Consider the following 15,423-nt stretch of genomic DNA (forward strand, 5'->3'; position numbering starts at 1 on the left):
GTCAGGGGCTGATGACTCGGCCCTGGTGGTCCACCACCGGGCCGCTGAAGTGAGCGCCACCGGCATCCAGCAACAGGCCGGTGCCGCCGACTTGCAACCCGATACCCTGGGCGGTCATCGTCAGGCGGGCGGCGCCGACGGTGATGTCGACCTGCTCGCGGGAGCCGCTGACGGTGGTGGGCCCGTTGCTCCAGTTGAAGGTATGGCTGGCGTCGTCGTAGTCGCTCTGGGTGCCGTCCTGGTAACGGCGCCGGGTCAGCGTGGCGAGACTGGACACCGGCGGAAAACGGTCACTGTTCAAGCCAAACAGCGCCACCGACTGCAAGCCCCCTTCCCCGCCGCCATAGTTGAGCAACAGGCATTGCTCGCCCACGGACGGAATGCGGGTTTCGGTCTGTGCGCCCGCGCTGGGGTTGAAAAAAAGGATGGCCGGGGTGAGCAGTTCGCCATGGCTGACGGTGCAGGTGTTACTTGCGGCATCCACGGATTGGCACACGCCGATGCGGCAAAAACTGTCGGCGCGGCGGTAAAGGTCCTCGAGCTGGGTTTCCATCTCGGCCAGGCGCTCGACGATCGGCCCCAGTTGCATGCGTAGAATCGCGTCAAACATGGGCTACTCCTGCAAGGGCCGGTATTGATTCGGGTCGTTGATGTCGGACACTTCCCAAGTCCGGGCGAACAGCGGCTGGCCGATGGGGTCATCGAGCAAGGTCGGACCGAGGTAGAGGGTTTGGAAGAAGGAAACGGTCCAGCTGTCGTAGTCCGTTTCTGCGGTGGCCAGCACCGATGGCGTGGCAACGATGTTGGCGGGCAATTCGCACTGCGCTGCCGGCAGGTTCCAGCGGTTGTCCAGCACCTGGTCCATCAACTGGCTGGCCAGGTCGCAGGCTTCAAAGGGCTGGGCGCCCGGGGCCACGGTCACTTTGAGGGACACGCTCAGGACATGGGCCTTGCGTCCGTCCAGGGAGCGCGGCCCTGGGCCATTACGTTCGACGGTGATCAGTACGCCGGTTTTATCGGCGTTTTCAATGTCGTGAGGGTTGCCCACCCGCAGGTCGGGAAAGGCGCGGCGCAGCGCCTCGCCGATGGCTTGGGGCAACTGGGAAGGTTTTTCGATCGGGATCATTTAAGTGGCGTCCTTGCGGCGGTTAGGGCTGGTCGGGGCGCGAGCCTTCGTTGATGCCGATGCGCTTGGCGGCCCAGCGTTCATAGAGGCCGATGGCCACGTCGGCGCCGGCCATGGCGGTGAGGCAACCCAGGGCGCCGGCGGTCCAGATCGACATGCCGGCGGCGTACAACAGCATCAACGCCGACACCCCGCAGACCATGCACGCCCCGGAACGCAGGGCCAGGCGCCGCACCAGCGACCAACCGCGGGCGCCTTCTTTATCGGCGCGCCACATTTCCCCGGAAACGCCGCCAATCACGGCCAGTACGATGACCAGCCAGATAGGCATTTCCGCTAACGCTTGCTGCTCGTTTGTCATGTCACGCCTCCTGGAATGAGTGATACCGGCAGGTTGCCGGTGGTGGGGTGAATTGCTGTCGGTGTGGTGTAGGTACGCATTCCAAAAAGCCCGGTTACCCGGGCTTTTCAGTAATGCTGTCCTCGGTCTTTCGGCGCTACTGGCGCGGTACGGACCTTTCATCAATGTTTTTCCGACCACGATCCCTGTCTGCCGGATAACTGCTTCTGGTGCTTTACGCTGCACACCCGGGTCAGTTGCCAACCCTCTGAACCGTTAAGGCCGGTTCATCGCTGCCTGTTGTTGAAATGGTGAAACTAAAGAGCGTCGGCATCCTTGCCGGGTGTTGCCGGGCATCCATGCCATCACTTCGATGGCGTCCATGCCGGTGTTGCGTGCCGTCCTTGTCTTCCTTGGCGGCATCCTTGCCGCCTCCACCAGGCCTTGTTGGCTGGCTTGAGACGAAGAATATGCATGTATGCATATACAGTCAATGCGCAAATGCATTTATTTTTGCGCTGAAAATGCATTGATGCATGCAGAGCCTTGCGGGCCGCGGGGTTGGAGGTTTTTTACAGGCGAAAAAAAACCCGCCAGTCAGCGGGTTTTTTCTTACAAGGAGGGGTTAGCGGGCGTACATGCCCCACCAGAAAACGTGACCGAGGATGCTGATCTGTTCTTCCTGGATTTCCTGGAAGCTGTAGTCCTCGTCCGGGTGTTCATCGCGATTGAAGCTGCGCAGGCGAATCCCTGAAGGCAGGCGATAGAGCTGCTTAACCCGCAGCTGCCCGTTGTGATTGATGGCATACAAGTCGCCATCGACGATGTCCCCAATGCCGCTCTTGCCCGCATTGACCCCCACCGTCGCGCCGTCGCGCAGCACCGGCAACATACTGTTGCCGCGCACGGTGACGCACTTGGCCTGGTCGAACTGCACACCGTTGTGCCGCAAGCTGCGCTTGCCGAACCGCAGGCTGGCCTTTTCGCTTTCCTCGATGACGAATCTTCCTGATCCAGCAGCCAATTCAACCTCGCGCAGAAAGGGGATGGACACCTCGTCGTCGTTCACGGGGGTGTCGTCGTCCCACAGGCTTATGTCCTTGAGTTCCGAATGCATCGGGTCACGCTCGTCCGCCCGGGCAGGCACCGCGGCTGCGCGCCCGCGCAACTGATCGGTGCCCACGCCGAAGTATTCGGCGATACGCGAGATGTGCTTGTCCGACGGATCGACAATTTTGCCGCTGAGGATCCGCGAAAGCGTGGATTGAGGGACGCCGGTACGCCGGTGAAGCTCCGTGGGGGAGATCCGGTCGCGGTCCAGCAGTTCTCTTAAGACGATAGAAACATTGCGTTTTTGCATAGCGCGGATAGTGCAGGCAGTTTTGACGGTTGGCAAATGCTAATTTGCATATTTTATGCATTTATCCTGCCGAGATGCTGGCAGTTTGCTCACTTAGCACGGTGATTTTAAGCCGCATATCGCTTCACTCTCGCCCTGGCTCCCTGGCAGAAACGTCGTTCATACACGCCTGGCACGTGCGCAGTGTTATCAGTTCCCGGCCACCGTCACTGGTGATGGTCACCCTTGATTGAGCATGCAAGGGGGTCAAGTTCGGCTCTAACGCCGCCATGAACGGTTTCGATCCGGTCAGCGACGGCATCCCAGGCCCGATCTTTTGCGAAGGAGCGATCCGAGAGGCCGTTGAACACTTCAGGCGTGCGATCGATGCCGTTATCGCCATCCTGAGCGGTTGCGGACGACGTGCTAGTGCCCTCCGATCAGACGAGCCTATCGAAGAAAGCCAGTACGCTGCGGTCACCGGCCAGGGTTTCAAAAATCGAGCAGTAAAAGCCGCTCAATGGCGAGCAGTTAACGGTGGCACTCGTCGGCGGGAGGTGCGGCGGCTTGAGAAGTCGTCGGGACGGGCGCCTCGGGCACCAGAATAGGCAGGATGATCATGTGCTTCAGATTGTAGGATCTGGCCATTCCTCATGACCATGACCGCTTAGCAATCCCTGGGCGAAGTGCATCTTCACGTCGGCGCTGCCGTCCACTTGATGCACCGTGTAGCCCACAGCCATCACCTCCATCCAACGTCACTTAAATACCCTCTGACTGTCAGCTGCCGAGCATGGACTTCTATTGATCGGGATATCTCACGATGGCGTCAACTATCAGCTCACCAACAACGACTTAATAATCTTAATATAAAAAACTCATGGAATAAATTCAGACTGCTGACTGTTAACGCCTCAACGCGTTCATTTAGAAAAAAACCATCATGAAAAAAAGCTATCAATGATCGATCATTTAAAATCCCGAAGAGGGAAGCAGCGCAACAAATGGCGCAGTTTATCTGAGCTTTTCACTTCACCCGACCGAACACCCGGCATTAAAAACATACTAAAAACACTATCCACCCACTGCCCGAAAGCATACCAACCAAATAAGAACCTCGTTTGGCGTGAAAACATTCAACGACAACAATGCGACAACGCGCATCATGAAGTTAAAATTCAAAAACTTAATATAACTAATTACTCGACAGTTTAAAACCAGGAGTAAAAAAATGAGCCTTCTTTCAAAACTCACCTGTGGAATAATTCCAGTTTACTATACGGATACAAAATTCGGCTCCGGACCCGCGAGTTCGAATGACTTGTTCGACAACCTCGATCGCCGAGCCGGTAAGCTTCGCAAAAAAGACGCAATGCCCACCATATGCTACTCGTTAGCGCTGCACGCGGGGATTGCTGGGTTAACCGTCAAACCTAAAGCGGCGGAAAAAGTCATGGATGAAATGAGTAAGGGTGGTAACTATGGCCAGCGTTATCAAATCTTCATGAACATCAATGGCAATGGCAGTACAACTTTTATAAAACAAGACATCAACGAATCTGGCATTCTGAATTTCAGAAGTTCGAACGACGGCGAGCTGGTACATACCGCATACCTACATCGCACCAAGGCGGGAGAGCATATTCTGCTGCATAACAATTCGCTGTCTTTAGACATGGAAATGACGGGCAACGGCACCCTCCCTTTTCAGCGTGGAGGCGTGAATATCTACACCAAAATTGAACGACTTCAAAACTTTCTCGACTCTGGATACACTTACCACTTTACTCCAGCAAGCCAATTAAACTCAAAAGTCTCTTAAGCTTCATATTTGCAGAAACCTCGAGGGTATCGAGGTTTCTCTGTTCCAAATCGCTCACGTGATCAGCAATAACTCATTAAGTTTTAAGTTATCGACGCGACGACGACGTATACGTGTCGAACTTTCCACATTAATCCTTGGCACGCGCCTGGACGTTGTGGTGTTCGATTTTACGCTTGAACTTCCAGATTAGGCCGCACCTCATTGAGCTTGGAATAGGCCTGCCAGATTACCTCCCGAAATTCGGGAGCCCGTGAGCTTATCCAGCTCCAGACCTGACTGCCCGAGCAGATAGTCGTGACGTTGCATTTCCAAGCTCCAGGTAGCAGAAGGCCGGCCGTAGCCCAGCGGCCTGGACGATAACCCGGTTCACCACAGCTCGGTGAAGGCCCACGTCAAGGATGCGAGCCTGCACGAGGTGCGCGCCAAGTCGCTTTGCGATACCTATGACCTGGGTAACGATGCGCACAATCAACCTAGGCCTACCGCCGACAATGCCTAAAAAATCCCTGTAGTATTGGACAGCTAACCATTGTCAAAAAGACAGGCAGAGCTGACTCCCCCGTATGACCGACCTCTCCAGCCACACCCCGATGATGCAGCAGTACTGGCGCCTCAAAAACCAGCACCCTGATCAGTTGATGTTTTACCGCATGGGCGACTTCTACGAGATCTTCTACGAAGACGCGAAGAAGGCCGCCAAGCTCCTGGACATCACCCTGACCGCACGCGGGCAGTCGGCTGGGCAGTCGATTCCGATGTGCGGGATTCCTTATCACTCGCTCGAAGGCTACCTGGTCAAGTTGGTCAAGCTGGGTGAGTCGGTGGTGATTTGCGAGCAGATCGGCGACCCCGCCACCAGTAAAGGGCCGGTGGAGCGTCAGGTGGTGCGCATCATCACCCCGGGTACGGTGAGTGATGAGGCGTTGCTGGATGAGCGGCGCGACAATTTGATTGCCGCCGTGTTGGGCGACGAGCGGCTGTTCGGCCTGGCGGTGCTGGACATCACCAGCGGCAACTTCAGCGTGCTGGAGATCAAGGGTTGGGAGAACCTGCTGGCGGAACTGGAGCGCATCAACCCGGTGGAGTTGTTGATCCCGGACGATTGGCCCAAGGACCTGCCAGCGGAACGACGTCGTGGGACCAAGCGCCGCGCGCCGTGGGATTTCGAGCGCGATTCGGCGCTGAAAAGTCTTTGCCAGCAGTTTTCCGTGCAGGACCTCAAAGGCTTCGGTTGCGAGACGCTGACCCTGGCTATCGGCGCCGCCGGTTGCCTGCTGGGTTATGCCAAGGAAACCCAGCGCACGGCCCTGCCGCATTTGCGTAGCCTGCGTCACGAACGCCTGGATGACACGGTGGTGCTCGACGGCGCGAGCCGCCGCAACCTGGAGCTGGACACCAACCTGGCGGGCGGGCGCGACAACACGCTGCAATCGGTGGTCGACCGCTGCCAGACCGCCATGGGCAGCCGCTTGCTGACCCGTTGGTTGAACCGACCGCTGCGGGACTTGACCGTACTGCAGGCCCGTCAAACGTCTATTACCTGCCTGCTGGATCGCTACCGTTTCGAAAACCTGCAACCGCAGCTCAAGGAAATCGGTGATATCGAGCGGATTCTGGCGCGGATCGGCCTGCGCAACGCGCGGCCCCGCGACCTGGCGCGCCTGCGCGACGCCCTCGGGGCCCTGCCGCAATTGCAGGCGGCAATGACCGAACTCGAAGCCCCGCACCTGCAGCAGTTGGCCGTCACGGCCGGCACTTACCCGGACCTGGCGGCGTTGCTGGAGCGGGCCATTATCGACAACCCGCCCGCGATCATCCGCGACGGTGGCGTGCTCAAGACCGGTTACGACACCGAACTGGACGAGCTGCAGTCGCTGAGCGAAAACGCCGGGCAGTTCCTGATTGACCTGGAAGCCCGCGAAAAAGCCCGCACGGGCCTTGCCAACCTCAAAGTCGGCTACAACCGGGTGCATGGCTACTTTATCGAGCTGCCGAGCAAGCAGGCCGAACAAGCACCGATCGATTATCAACGCCGCCAGACCCTCAAGGGCGCCGAGCGTTTTATCACGCCGGAGCTCAAAGCCTTCGAGGACAAGGCGCTGTCGGCCAAGAGCCGCGCCCTGGCGCGCGAGAAGATGCTGTATGAAGCGCTGCTCGAAGACTTGATCGGCAAACTCGCGCCCCTGCAAGACACCGCCGCCGCCCTGGCCCAACTGGATGTGTTGAGCAACCTGGCCGAGCGCGCGCTGAATCTGGATTTGAACTGCCCGCAGTTTGTCAGCGAGCCCTGCATGCGCATCGTGCAGGGGCGTCACCCGGTGGTGGAGCAAGTGTTGACCACGCCGTTCGTGGCCAACGACCTGTCACTGGACGACGATACCCGCATGCTGGTGATCACAGGTCCGAACATGGGCGGTAAATCCACCTACATGCGTCAGACCGCCTTGATTGTGTTGCTGGCGCACATCGGCAGTTTTGTGCCCGCGGCCCGTTGCGAATTGTCGTTGGTGGACCGCATCTTCACCCGGATCGGCTCCAGCGATGACCTGGCCGGTGGCCGTTCGACCTTTATGGTGGAGATGAGCGAAACCGCCAACATCCTGCACAACGCCACGGAACGCAGCCTGGTGCTGATGGACGAAGTCGGTCGCGGCACCAGCACGTTCGACGGCCTGTCCCTGGCCTGGGCGGCAGCCGAGCGGCTGGCACACTTGCGGGCGTACACCTTGTTTGCAACGCACTATTTCGAGCTGACCGTGCTGCCCGAGGCGCAACCGTTGGTCGCCAACGTGCACCTCAATGCCACCGAGCACAACGAGCGCATCGTGTTCCTGCACCACGTGCTGCCAGGCCCGGCCAGCCAGAGCTATGGCCTGGCCGTGGCCCAGTTGGCCGGTGTGCCTACCGAGGTGATCACCCGTGCCCGCGAGCACCTGAGCCGACTGGAAACCACCGCCCTGCCGCACGAGGCCCCGGTGGCCAGCCCGGCCAAGGTGTCCAGCAAGCCCAGCGCGCCGCACCAGAGCGATCTGTTCGCCAGCCTGCCCCACCCGGTGCTGGATGAGCTGGCAAAAGTCGACCTGGACGACCTGACACCCCGAAAAGCGCTGGAAATGCTCTATGCACTGAAGACACGGATCTAACGCAGACGCGTGCAAGCTGATAGACTCTCGCGCGGTTTGGGATGCTGCTGGCTTTTAGCCTGGCCAGCAGACTATCGCTCCCGGACCTCGCGAGCCCTGCCACAAAGGGTTTCGCTGCCGCCGCCTGAGGAGAAAATTAGAAATGACCTTCGTCGTCACCGACAACTGCATCAAGTGCAAGTACACCGACTGCGTAGAAGTGTGTCCGGTGGACTGCTTTTACGAAGGCCCGAACTTCCTGGTCATCCACCCGGACGAGTGCATTGACTGCGCCCTGTGTGAACCAGAATGCCCGGCCGTTGCGATTTTCTCCGAGGACGAAGTCCCGGCAGACATGCAGGAGTTTATTCAGTTGAACGTCGAGCTGGCGGAAGTCTGGCCGAACATCACTGAACGCAAAGACCCGATGCCGGACGCTAAAGAGTGGGATGGCAAGACCGGCAAGATCGCCGATCTGGAACGCTGATCAGCGTTTGCGTGACCGGAAAGGCCCCTTGCGGGCCTTTTTTGCGTTTAAGCGCTTTACTTTTCTACAGGCAAAAAAAAGGGGCGGTTTGACCCGCCCACATTTTTTCCCTAGTCCCTGTATTCCTTTTCATCATCCTGATGAATCGCATCCTGCGACGTTCCATGAGCCATCGTTCCGTGTTGGCTGTGTCAATCCGTGGACACAGGACTGATGTTAGAGAGTTCCAAGGGAAGTTCAACGGGATGCTACGGGCCGACGTGCGAATAAGCACCCTCGCCTTACAATAAATAATTGTTTATTTTCAATAACTTAGAAAAACTCTCCCGCCTATTCAAGACGTCCCGGACCGCCAAAAAACCCAAACACTTACGAAAAAGTAAGCAAATGCTTACACCAGCGATTACGCAAAAGCGCACGTCGCGCACCTTGCGGCTTTCATCGGGCAAGAAAAAGCCCCGACAAGGTCGAGGCTCTTTCCCTTCAAGTGGCTCAGTCGTCGCTGACGGTGATGGTCGGCATGGCCTGGGAACCGGCTTCCTGCAGGACGATCCGCGCACCGACGTGGCGGGCCAGTTCCTGGTACACCATGGCGATCGGGCTGTCAGGCTCGGCGATCACGGTGGGCTTGCCGCCGTCGGCCTGTTCGCGGATTTCCATCGCCAGGGGCAGCGACGCCAACAACTCCACACCAAACTGGGTCGCGAGCTTCTCGCCACCGCCTTCGCCGAACAGGTGCTCGGCATGGCCGCAGTTGGTGCAGATATGCACCGCCATGTTTTCCACCACGCCCAACACCGGGATGTTGACCTTGCGGAACATCTCGACACCCTTTTTGGCATCCAGCAATGCCAGGTCCTGGGGCGTGGTGACGATCACCGCACCGGCCACCGGCACTTTTTGCGCCAGGGTCAGTTGGATGTCGCCGGTGCCTGGCGGCATGTCGATGACCAGATAGTCCAGGTTGCCCCAGTCGGTCTGCGTCACCAGTTGCAGCAAGGCGCCCGACACCATGGGCCCGCGCCAGACCATCGGGGTGTTGTCATCGGTGAGGAACGCCATGGACATCACTTCCACGCCATGGGCCTGGAGAGGCACGAACCACTTCTGGTCCTTGACCTTGGGCCGGGTGCCTTCGGCAATGCCAAACATCACGCCTTGGCTGGGGCCATAGATATCGGCATCGAGAATGCCCACGCGGGCACCTTCGCGGGCCAATGCCAGCGCCAGGTTGGCCGCGGTGGTAGACTTGCCCACGCCGCCCTTGCCGGACGCCACGGCGACCACGTTCTTGACGTTGGCCAGGCCCGGGATCTGCGCCTGGGCCTTGTGCGGGGCGATCACGCTCTGGATGTCGACCTTGGCCGAACCGACGCCGTCCAGGCCTTCGATCGCCATTTGCAGCATTTGCGCCCAGCCGCCCTTGAACAGGCCAGCGGCGTAGCCCAGTTCGAGCTGGACCGAAACCTGGTCACCTTCTACCAAAATGTCGCGAACACAGCCGGCACTGACCGGGTCCTGGTTCAGGTAGGGGTCGGTGTACTGGCGAAGAACGGCTTGCACCGCTGCGCGATTGACGGCGCTCATGGATTACTCCCGAAAAAAGGCTGACTGAAACAGGCGGCTATCCTAACCCTTCCTGACCGTATGCGGCATGCTTTCGCGCCGTTGCAAGCCCCTGAAACAACCACGCGGGGTGAAATAAATTTCCCGGCGCTTTATAGTGGCCGACCTCCGTTTCATCAAGTAGCCGAGCCCCATGTCCGAGCCACGCAAGATCCTCGTCACCAGCGCCCTGCCCTATGCCAATGGTTCCATCCATCTTGGCCATATGCTTGAGTACATCCAGACCGATATGTGGGTGCGCTTCCAGCAGCATCGCGGCAATCAATGCATTTATGTCTGCGCGGACGACGCCCACGGTTCGGCCATCATGTTGCGCGCGGAAAAGGAAGGCATCACCCCGGAACAACTGATCGCCAATGTCCAGGCGGAACACTGCGCCGACTTTGCCGACTTCCAGGTGAACTTCGACAACTACCATTCGACCCACGCCGAAGAAAACCGTGAGCTGTCGACCCAGATCTACAAGCGGTTGCGCGACGCCGGGCATATCGACCAGCGTTCGGTCACCCAGTATTTCGACCCGGAAAAGAAAATGTTCCTGGCCGACCGCTTCATCAAGGGCACCTGCCCCAAATGCGGCACCGAAGACCAGTACGGCGACAACTGCGAGAAGTGCGGCGCCACCTACGCACCCACCGAGCTGAAAGACCCGAAATCAGCGATCTCGGGCGCCACGCCGGTGCTCAAGGACTCCCAGCACTTCTTCTTCAAGCTCCCGGACTTCCAGGCCATGCTGCAAACCTGGACCCGCAGCGGCACCCTGCAAGACGCCGTGGCGAACAAACTCGCCGAATGGCTCGACAGCGGCCTGCAACAGTGGGACATCTCCCGCGACGCGCCGTATTTCGGCTTTGAGATCCCGGACGAGCCGGGCAAGTATTTCTATGTGTGGCTGGACGCGCCGATCGGCTACATGGCCAGCTTCAAGAACCTGTGCGACCGCACGCCAGGCCTGGACTTCGACGCCTTCTGGGGCAAGGACTCCACGGCCGAGCTGTACCATTTCATCGGCAAGGACATCGTCAACTTCCACGCCCTGTTCTGGCCAGCGATGCTCGAGGGCTCGGGCTACCGCAAGCCCACCGGCATCAACGTGCACGGCTACCTGACGGTCAACGGTCAGAAGATGTCCAAGTCCCGTGGCACCTTTATCAAGGCGCGCACCTACCTGGACCACCTGTCGCCGGAATACCTGCGTTATTACTACGCGGCCAAGCTGGGCCGTGGCGTCGATGACCTGGACCTGAACCTGGAAGACTTCGTGCAAAAGGTCAATTCGGACCTGGTGGGCAAGGTGGTCAACATCGCCAGCCGCTGCGCAGGCTTTATCCACAAGGGTAACGCCGGTGTGCTGGTGGCCCAGGACGCCGCGCCAGAGCTGACCGAAGCCTTCCTGGCCGCCGCGCCAAGCATCGCCGACGCGTATGAAACCCGCGATTTTGCCCGTGCCATGCGTGAAATCATGGGCCTGGCCGACCGCGCCAACGCCTGGATCGCCGACAAGGCGCCCTGGTCGCTGAACAAGCAGGAAGGCAAGCAGGCTGAAGTCCAGGCGATTTGCGCCACGGGCATCAACCTGTTCCGCCAGTTGGTGATTTTCCTCAAGCCGGTACTGCCGGGCCTGGCGAGCGATGCCGAGGCGTTCCTCAACGTCGCGCCACTGACCTGGAACGATCACACCACCCTGCTTGGCGACCACAAGCTCAACGAGTTCAAGGCGCTGATGACCCGTATCGACCCGGTCAATGTGCAGGCGATGATCGACGCTTCAAAAGAAGACCTCGTGGCCAGCCAGACGGACACCGGCCCGGTCGGTAACGGCGAGCTGGCAAAAGATCCGTTGTCGCCCGAGATCGAATTCGACGCCTTTGCCGCGGTGGACCTGCGTGTTGCACTGATCCTCAAGGCCGAGGCCGTGGAAGGCGCCGACAAGCTGTTGCGCCTCACGCTGGATATCGGTGACGAACACCGCAACGTGTTCTCCGGGATCAAGAGCGCCTACCCGGACCCGGCCAAGCTCGAAGGCCGCCTGACCATGATGATCGCCAACCTCAAACCGCGCAAAATGCGCTTTGGCGTGTCCGAGGGCATGGTGATGGCTGCCGGCCCCGGCGGTGAAGAAATCTACCTGCTGAGCCCGGACAGCGGCGCCAAGCCGGGTCAACGCATCAAGTAACACCAGGTGCCCTGCGGCGTGGGCCGCAGGGCACGTGCTTCAAGGCATCAAGAACCCGGTGTGGGGGCTGGCTTGCCTGTGAAAGCAGCACTTCTTGGCTGGCAGGACCATGACCCTCATCCAACGTATCGACGCCCTGCTGCCGCAAACCCAATGCGGTAAATGCGGACACCCGGGGTGCAAGCCCTACGCCGAAGGCATCGCCCAGGGCGAGGCAATCAACAAGTGCCCGCCGGGTGGTGAAGAAACCATCGCCGGTCTCGCACAACTGCTGAACGTGACGGCACTGGCGCTCGACACCTCTCGCGGCGAGGCGCCCGCGCAGGTCGCGTTTATCCGGGAAGCGGAATGCATTGGCTGCACCAAATGCATTCAGGCGTGCCCGGTGGACGCCATCGTCGGCGCCGCCAAATGGATGCACACGGTGATTGTCGATGAATGCACCGGCTGCGACCTGTGTGTCGCGCCGTGCCCGGTGGACTGTATTGAAATGCGCCCGTTGGCCGACGTCGTCCCGATTGTCGGCGGCCTGGCCCTGAGCCCTGACCAGCACCAGGCTCGCAGCCTCAAGCGCGACCGTGCCCGTCGGCGTTTCGAGCAACGCACCGCGCGCCTGCACCGCGAGGAGGAACGCAAACTCGCGGAACGACTGGCCCGCACCCAGCGTGCTGCCCCGGTGCACACCGTCGCTGTGGACCCGCACCAGGCCGCCCGAGAGGCTGCCGTGAAGAAAGCCAGGATCAACGTGGCCATGAGCCGCGCACAACTGCATAAATCACTCAAAGCGTTTGGCCATCCGCCGACCTTTGAACAGCAATCGCAGTTGATCATTCTTCAACAACAGTTTGAGGCCGCCGAAAAAGCCCTGATGGGTGTTGAAACCGACACACCAGCGCCAGCGCCCCCCAGCAAGGACCCCGACTTGAAACGGGCGAAAATCCAACTGGCCATGCGCCGTGCCGAGCTGAGTAAACTAAAGAACCAACCCGACACCCGCGAAGCCGAACTGGCCGATGCGCAACGCAAACTAGACGACGCTCAACGCCTTGTGGATAAGCACGCCAGCCCGTGAAACCATGGGTCGTCAGCGCTCAACCATCAAGCGTATGCTGCTTTTGCAAGCCCCTATCGATTGCCTTCAAGGAACTGCTCGCCCCATGAACGCCGTAAAACGCCTGGAAATTTTCCGCAGGCTCCACGAAGACAATCCAGAGCCGAAAACCGAACTGGCCTACTCCTCGCCGTTTGAATTGCTGATTGCTGTGATCCTCTCGGCGCAATCCACTGACGTTGGCGTCAATAAGGCCACTGCCAAACTGTTCCCGGTGGCCAATACCCCCGAGGCGATTTATGCCCTGGGCGTTGCCGGGTTGTCCGAGTACATCAAGACCATCGGCCTGTACAACAGCAAGGCGAAGAACGTCATTGAAACCTGCCGCCTGTTGGTGGAGTTGCATGGCAGCGAAGTGCCGCAAACGCGCGAGGCCCTGGAAGCGCTGCCCGGCGTGGGGCGCAAGACCGCCAATGTGGTACTCAACACTGCGTTTCGCCAACTGACCATGGCGGTGGACACGCATATTTTCCGGGTCAGCAACCGCACAGGCATTGCGCCCGGAAAGAATGTGGTGGACGTGGAAAAACAGCTGATGAAATTTGTGCCAAAACCTTACCTGCTCGACTCACATCACTGGCTGATCCTGCTCGGACGCTATGTTTGCCAGGCCCGCAAGCCGCGCTGTGGCAGCTGCCGCATCGAAGACCTGTGCGAATACAAGCACAAGACTTCGGACGATTGACAGTTCATTGCTTTTATTGATGAGCCGATTGAAAAAATCTTTTTTACCCGATCGAGGATTCTCGTTATAAGGAGCGCCAACGGCAGTCTTAGCCCGGAGTTAACCTTATGAGCACTGGCAAAGAACAACTGGATGTGGAAGAAGACCTTGCTGACGTTGAATCTGACGACGGGGTGGAAACGCCTGTGGCAGAAGTGGCCAAGACCAATTTGAGCAAACGCCGCACCATCGACAACCTTCTGGAAGAGCGGCGCTTGCAGAAACAGTTGGCCGATTACGACTTCGATCTCTAATCGACCCAACAAAAAGCAGAAGCCTCCCGTGCGGAGGCTTTTTAAATGTCGCTTTCTCTGCGGGTAACGCCCCTAGACCAGGCCATTGCGCTGCGCCAACTCGATCAGGTCCACCAGGGAACGTGCATTGAGTTTGAGCAGCAAGCGCGTCTTGTAGGTGCTCACGGTCTTGTTACTGAGAAACATGCCGTCGGCAATCTCCTTGTTGCTTTTACCGCGGGCCAATTGCTGCAACACCATCATTTCGCGGCCGGATAAACGCTCGACCATATCGGCTTCACTGGCGTTGCCCATGGTGGAGCGCACCGAATTGAGGGCCTGGTTCGGGAAATAACTGTACCCGGACAGCACGGCCTTTATGGCACTCAGCAACTCGGTCAGGTCCTGCTGCTTGCACACATAACCCGCCGCCCCGGCCTGCATGCAACGCATCGAGAAATGACCCGGGGCCTGGGACGTGAGCACCAGGACTTTGAAGGGCGTAATCTGTTTGGTCGATGACAGTCGACAGATAACTTCCAGGCCATCAAGTTTAGGGATTCCGATATCCAGTATGACGATATCCGGCATATGCTCCCGCGCAAGTTGCAAGGCATCGACACCGTTATCGGTCTCGGCGACGACCTCATAACCATGACGCTCCATTAGCATACGCACAGCAAGACGAATGACGGGATGATCATCCACGATCAGCACTTTATTCATGAGCAAGTCCAATTTCGCTGTTCGAATTATTTAGAGCCAGCACAATAGCCTAGTCGTTTCGACGTTGGCATAGCGCTCCCCCCCAAGCAACAGCAAGCAGAGACACACCCCACAACGAGATAGGACTTAGCCTACAAAAAAACGCTAAGAAAGAAGTCATGCACTTTATGACGACTTTCAGAACTTTCCCGGCGCATACATATTTTGAGTGAAAAATCCCAAGCCAACAGAGGGTTGGGTAAACACACCGCACATACCTTTCAGGAAATGCCCCTTGCCCGCCGACGAAGGACGTGTGGGCAGGGGCGAAAAGACGATTATGAAAAGTTCCATTTAACATAGGCTCAGTACTCGATAATTCCTACAGAAATGTCAGCGCTCTACAGACTCACTGCACATGCCTGAGTGAAATTTCTGTCATACATAGTTCCGCTAAATGGGCAGATAAGTCCCCCACTCAATGTTTCTGCCAATAAGCGAGCGCCACGCACTCAAAAGAACCGGCCTACAAATAAACACCGCCTAAACCTTATTGCCAAAAATCCACGCCAGCCGTTTAAAAAATAAACATGACTCACATGACATCCA

Annotated in this window: 13 protein-coding genes; 7 read left to right on the top strand and 6 right to left on the bottom strand. The window is 58.5% G+C overall.

Translation table 11 applies throughout. The features are described from left to right. Position 1: 1 nt before the first annotated feature. The 4 genes from ACW9H9_RS04690 to ACW9H9_RS04705 form a co-directional block, all read right to left on the bottom strand. The gene (locus ACW9H9_RS04690) at positions 2 to 610 is read right to left on the bottom strand and encodes a phage baseplate assembly protein V (protein WP_457341716.1); all 609 of its coding nucleotides are present in this window, start codon (positions 608 to 610) and stop codon (positions 2 to 4) included. 3 nt (positions 611 to 613) lie between these two features. Further along, positions 614 to 1,126, bottom strand: coding sequence for a hypothetical protein (locus ACW9H9_RS04695; RefSeq protein WP_457341715.1), 513 nt, complete (start codon positions 1,124 to 1,126; stop codon positions 614 to 616). Between the two features lie 22 nt (positions 1,127 to 1,148). Next, on the bottom strand, positions 1,149 to 1,487 hold the full coding sequence (locus tag ACW9H9_RS04700) for a phage holin family protein (protein WP_457341714.1): 339 nt from the start codon (positions 1,485 to 1,487) through the stop codon (positions 1,149 to 1,151). A gap of 604 nt (positions 1,488 to 2,091) precedes the next feature. Continuing rightward, on the bottom strand, positions 2,092 to 2,826 hold the full coding sequence (locus ACW9H9_RS04705) for a LexA family transcriptional regulator (RefSeq protein WP_457341713.1): 735 nt from the start codon (positions 2,824 to 2,826) through the stop codon (positions 2,092 to 2,094). Between the two features lie 1,210 nt (positions 2,827 to 4,036). On the opposite strand from ACW9H9_RS04705, the gene ACW9H9_RS04710 reads away from it, so the two are divergent. The 3 genes from ACW9H9_RS04710 to fdxA all read left to right on the top strand — a co-directional run bounded on the left by ACW9H9_RS04710 (position 4,037) and on the right by fdxA (position 8,239). Continuing rightward, positions 4,037 to 4,627: a hypothetical protein gene (locus ACW9H9_RS04710; protein ID WP_457341712.1), complete on the top strand. Its 591-nt coding sequence runs from the start codon at positions 4,037 to 4,039 to the stop codon at positions 4,625 to 4,627. A gap of 566 nt (positions 4,628 to 5,193) precedes the next feature. Beyond that, positions 5,194 to 7,773: a DNA mismatch repair protein MutS gene (mutS, locus tag ACW9H9_RS04715; RefSeq protein WP_457341711.1), complete on the top strand. Its 2,580-nt coding sequence runs from the start codon at positions 5,194 to 5,196 to the stop codon at positions 7,771 to 7,773. A gap of 142 nt (positions 7,774 to 7,915) precedes the next feature. Continuing rightward, complete coding sequence (gene fdxA / locus ACW9H9_RS04720; RefSeq protein ID WP_457341710.1) at positions 7,916 to 8,239, top strand: ferredoxin FdxA; 324 nt, start codon at positions 7,916 to 7,918, stop codon at positions 8,237 to 8,239. A 492-nt stretch (positions 8,240 to 8,731) separates the two neighbouring features. Here the strand turns inward: fdxA and apbC are convergent, their stop codons facing one another. Continuing rightward, entirely contained in the window at positions 8,732 to 9,826 is a 1,095-nt protein-coding gene (gene apbC, locus ACW9H9_RS04725; protein ID WP_457341709.1) for an iron-sulfur cluster carrier protein ApbC, read from the bottom strand. Positions 9,827 to 9,998: 172 nt separating this feature from the next. Between apbC and metG the strand changes: the two genes are divergently transcribed. The 4 genes from metG to ACW9H9_RS04745 all read left to right on the top strand — a co-directional run bounded on the left by metG (position 9,999) and on the right by ACW9H9_RS04745 (position 14,130). Beyond that, positions 9,999 to 12,041 (top strand): methionine--tRNA ligase, encoded by a 2,043-nt coding sequence (gene metG, locus ACW9H9_RS04730; RefSeq protein ID WP_457341708.1) that lies wholly within the window; start codon positions 9,999 to 10,001, stop codon positions 12,039 to 12,041. Between the two features lie 109 nt (positions 12,042 to 12,150). After that, entirely contained in the window at positions 12,151 to 13,113 is a 963-nt protein-coding gene (rsxB, locus tag ACW9H9_RS04735) for an electron transport complex subunit RsxB (RefSeq protein ID WP_457341707.1), read from the top strand. 85 nt (positions 13,114 to 13,198) lie between these two features. Further along, positions 13,199 to 13,837 carry an endonuclease III gene (gene nth, locus ACW9H9_RS04740; RefSeq protein WP_457341706.1) on the top strand — a complete coding sequence of 213 codons (639 nt, stop codon included), beginning with the start codon at positions 13,199 to 13,201 and terminating at the stop codon, positions 13,835 to 13,837. A gap of 107 nt (positions 13,838 to 13,944) precedes the next feature. Further along, positions 13,945 to 14,130 carry a PA3496 family putative envelope integrity protein gene (locus tag ACW9H9_RS04745; protein ID WP_457341705.1) on the top strand — a complete coding sequence of 62 codons (186 nt, stop codon included), beginning with the start codon at positions 13,945 to 13,947 and terminating at the stop codon, positions 14,128 to 14,130. 72 nt (positions 14,131 to 14,202) lie between these two features. On the opposite strand, the gene ACW9H9_RS04750 is transcribed toward ACW9H9_RS04745, so the two are convergent. Then, entirely contained in the window at positions 14,203 to 14,835 is a 633-nt protein-coding gene (locus ACW9H9_RS04750) for a response regulator (RefSeq protein WP_457341704.1), read from the bottom strand. Positions 14,836 to 15,423: the final 588 nt, after the last annotated feature.

This window comes from Pseudomonas sp. SDO5215_S409, from assembly GCF_054071325.1.

Bases quoted from the DNA above. Each gene is read 5' to 3' on its own strand.
- ACW9H9_RS04690 (WP_457341716.1), bottom strand. From the start codon at position 610: ATGTTTGACGCGATTCTACGCATGCAACTGGGGCCGATCGTCGAGCGC.
- ACW9H9_RS04695 (WP_457341715.1), bottom strand. From the start codon at position 1,126: ATGATCCCGATCGAAAAACCTTCCCAGTTGCCCCAAGCCATCGGCGAG.
- ACW9H9_RS04700 (WP_457341714.1), bottom strand. From the start codon at position 1,487: ATGACAAACGAGCAGCAAGCGTTAGCGGAAATGCCTATCTGGCTGGTC.
- ACW9H9_RS04705 (WP_457341713.1), bottom strand. From the start codon at position 2,826: ATGCAAAAACGCAATGTTTCTATCGTCTTAAGAGAACTGCTGGACCGC.
- ACW9H9_RS04710 (WP_457341712.1), top strand. From the start codon at position 4,037: ATGAGCCTTCTTTCAAAACTCACCTGTGGAATAATTCCAGTTTACTAT.
- mutS (WP_457341711.1), top strand. From the start codon at position 5,194: ATGACCGACCTCTCCAGCCACACCCCGATGATGCAGCAGTACTGGCGC.
- fdxA (WP_457341710.1), top strand. From the start codon at position 7,916: ATGACCTTCGTCGTCACCGACAACTGCATCAAGTGCAAGTACACCGAC.
- apbC (WP_457341709.1), bottom strand. From the start codon at position 9,826: ATGAGCGCCGTCAATCGCGCAGCGGTGCAAGCCGTTCTTCGCCAGTAC.
- metG (WP_457341708.1), top strand. From the start codon at position 9,999: ATGTCCGAGCCACGCAAGATCCTCGTCACCAGCGCCCTGCCCTATGCC.
- rsxB (WP_457341707.1), top strand. From the start codon at position 12,151: ATGACCCTCATCCAACGTATCGACGCCCTGCTGCCGCAAACCCAATGC.
- nth (WP_457341706.1), top strand. From the start codon at position 13,199: ATGAACGCCGTAAAACGCCTGGAAATTTTCCGCAGGCTCCACGAAGAC.
- ACW9H9_RS04745 (WP_457341705.1), top strand. From the start codon at position 13,945: ATGAGCACTGGCAAAGAACAACTGGATGTGGAAGAAGACCTTGCTGAC.
- ACW9H9_RS04750 (WP_457341704.1), bottom strand. From the start codon at position 14,835: ATGAATAAAGTGCTGATCGTGGATGATCATCCCGTCATTCGTCTTGCT.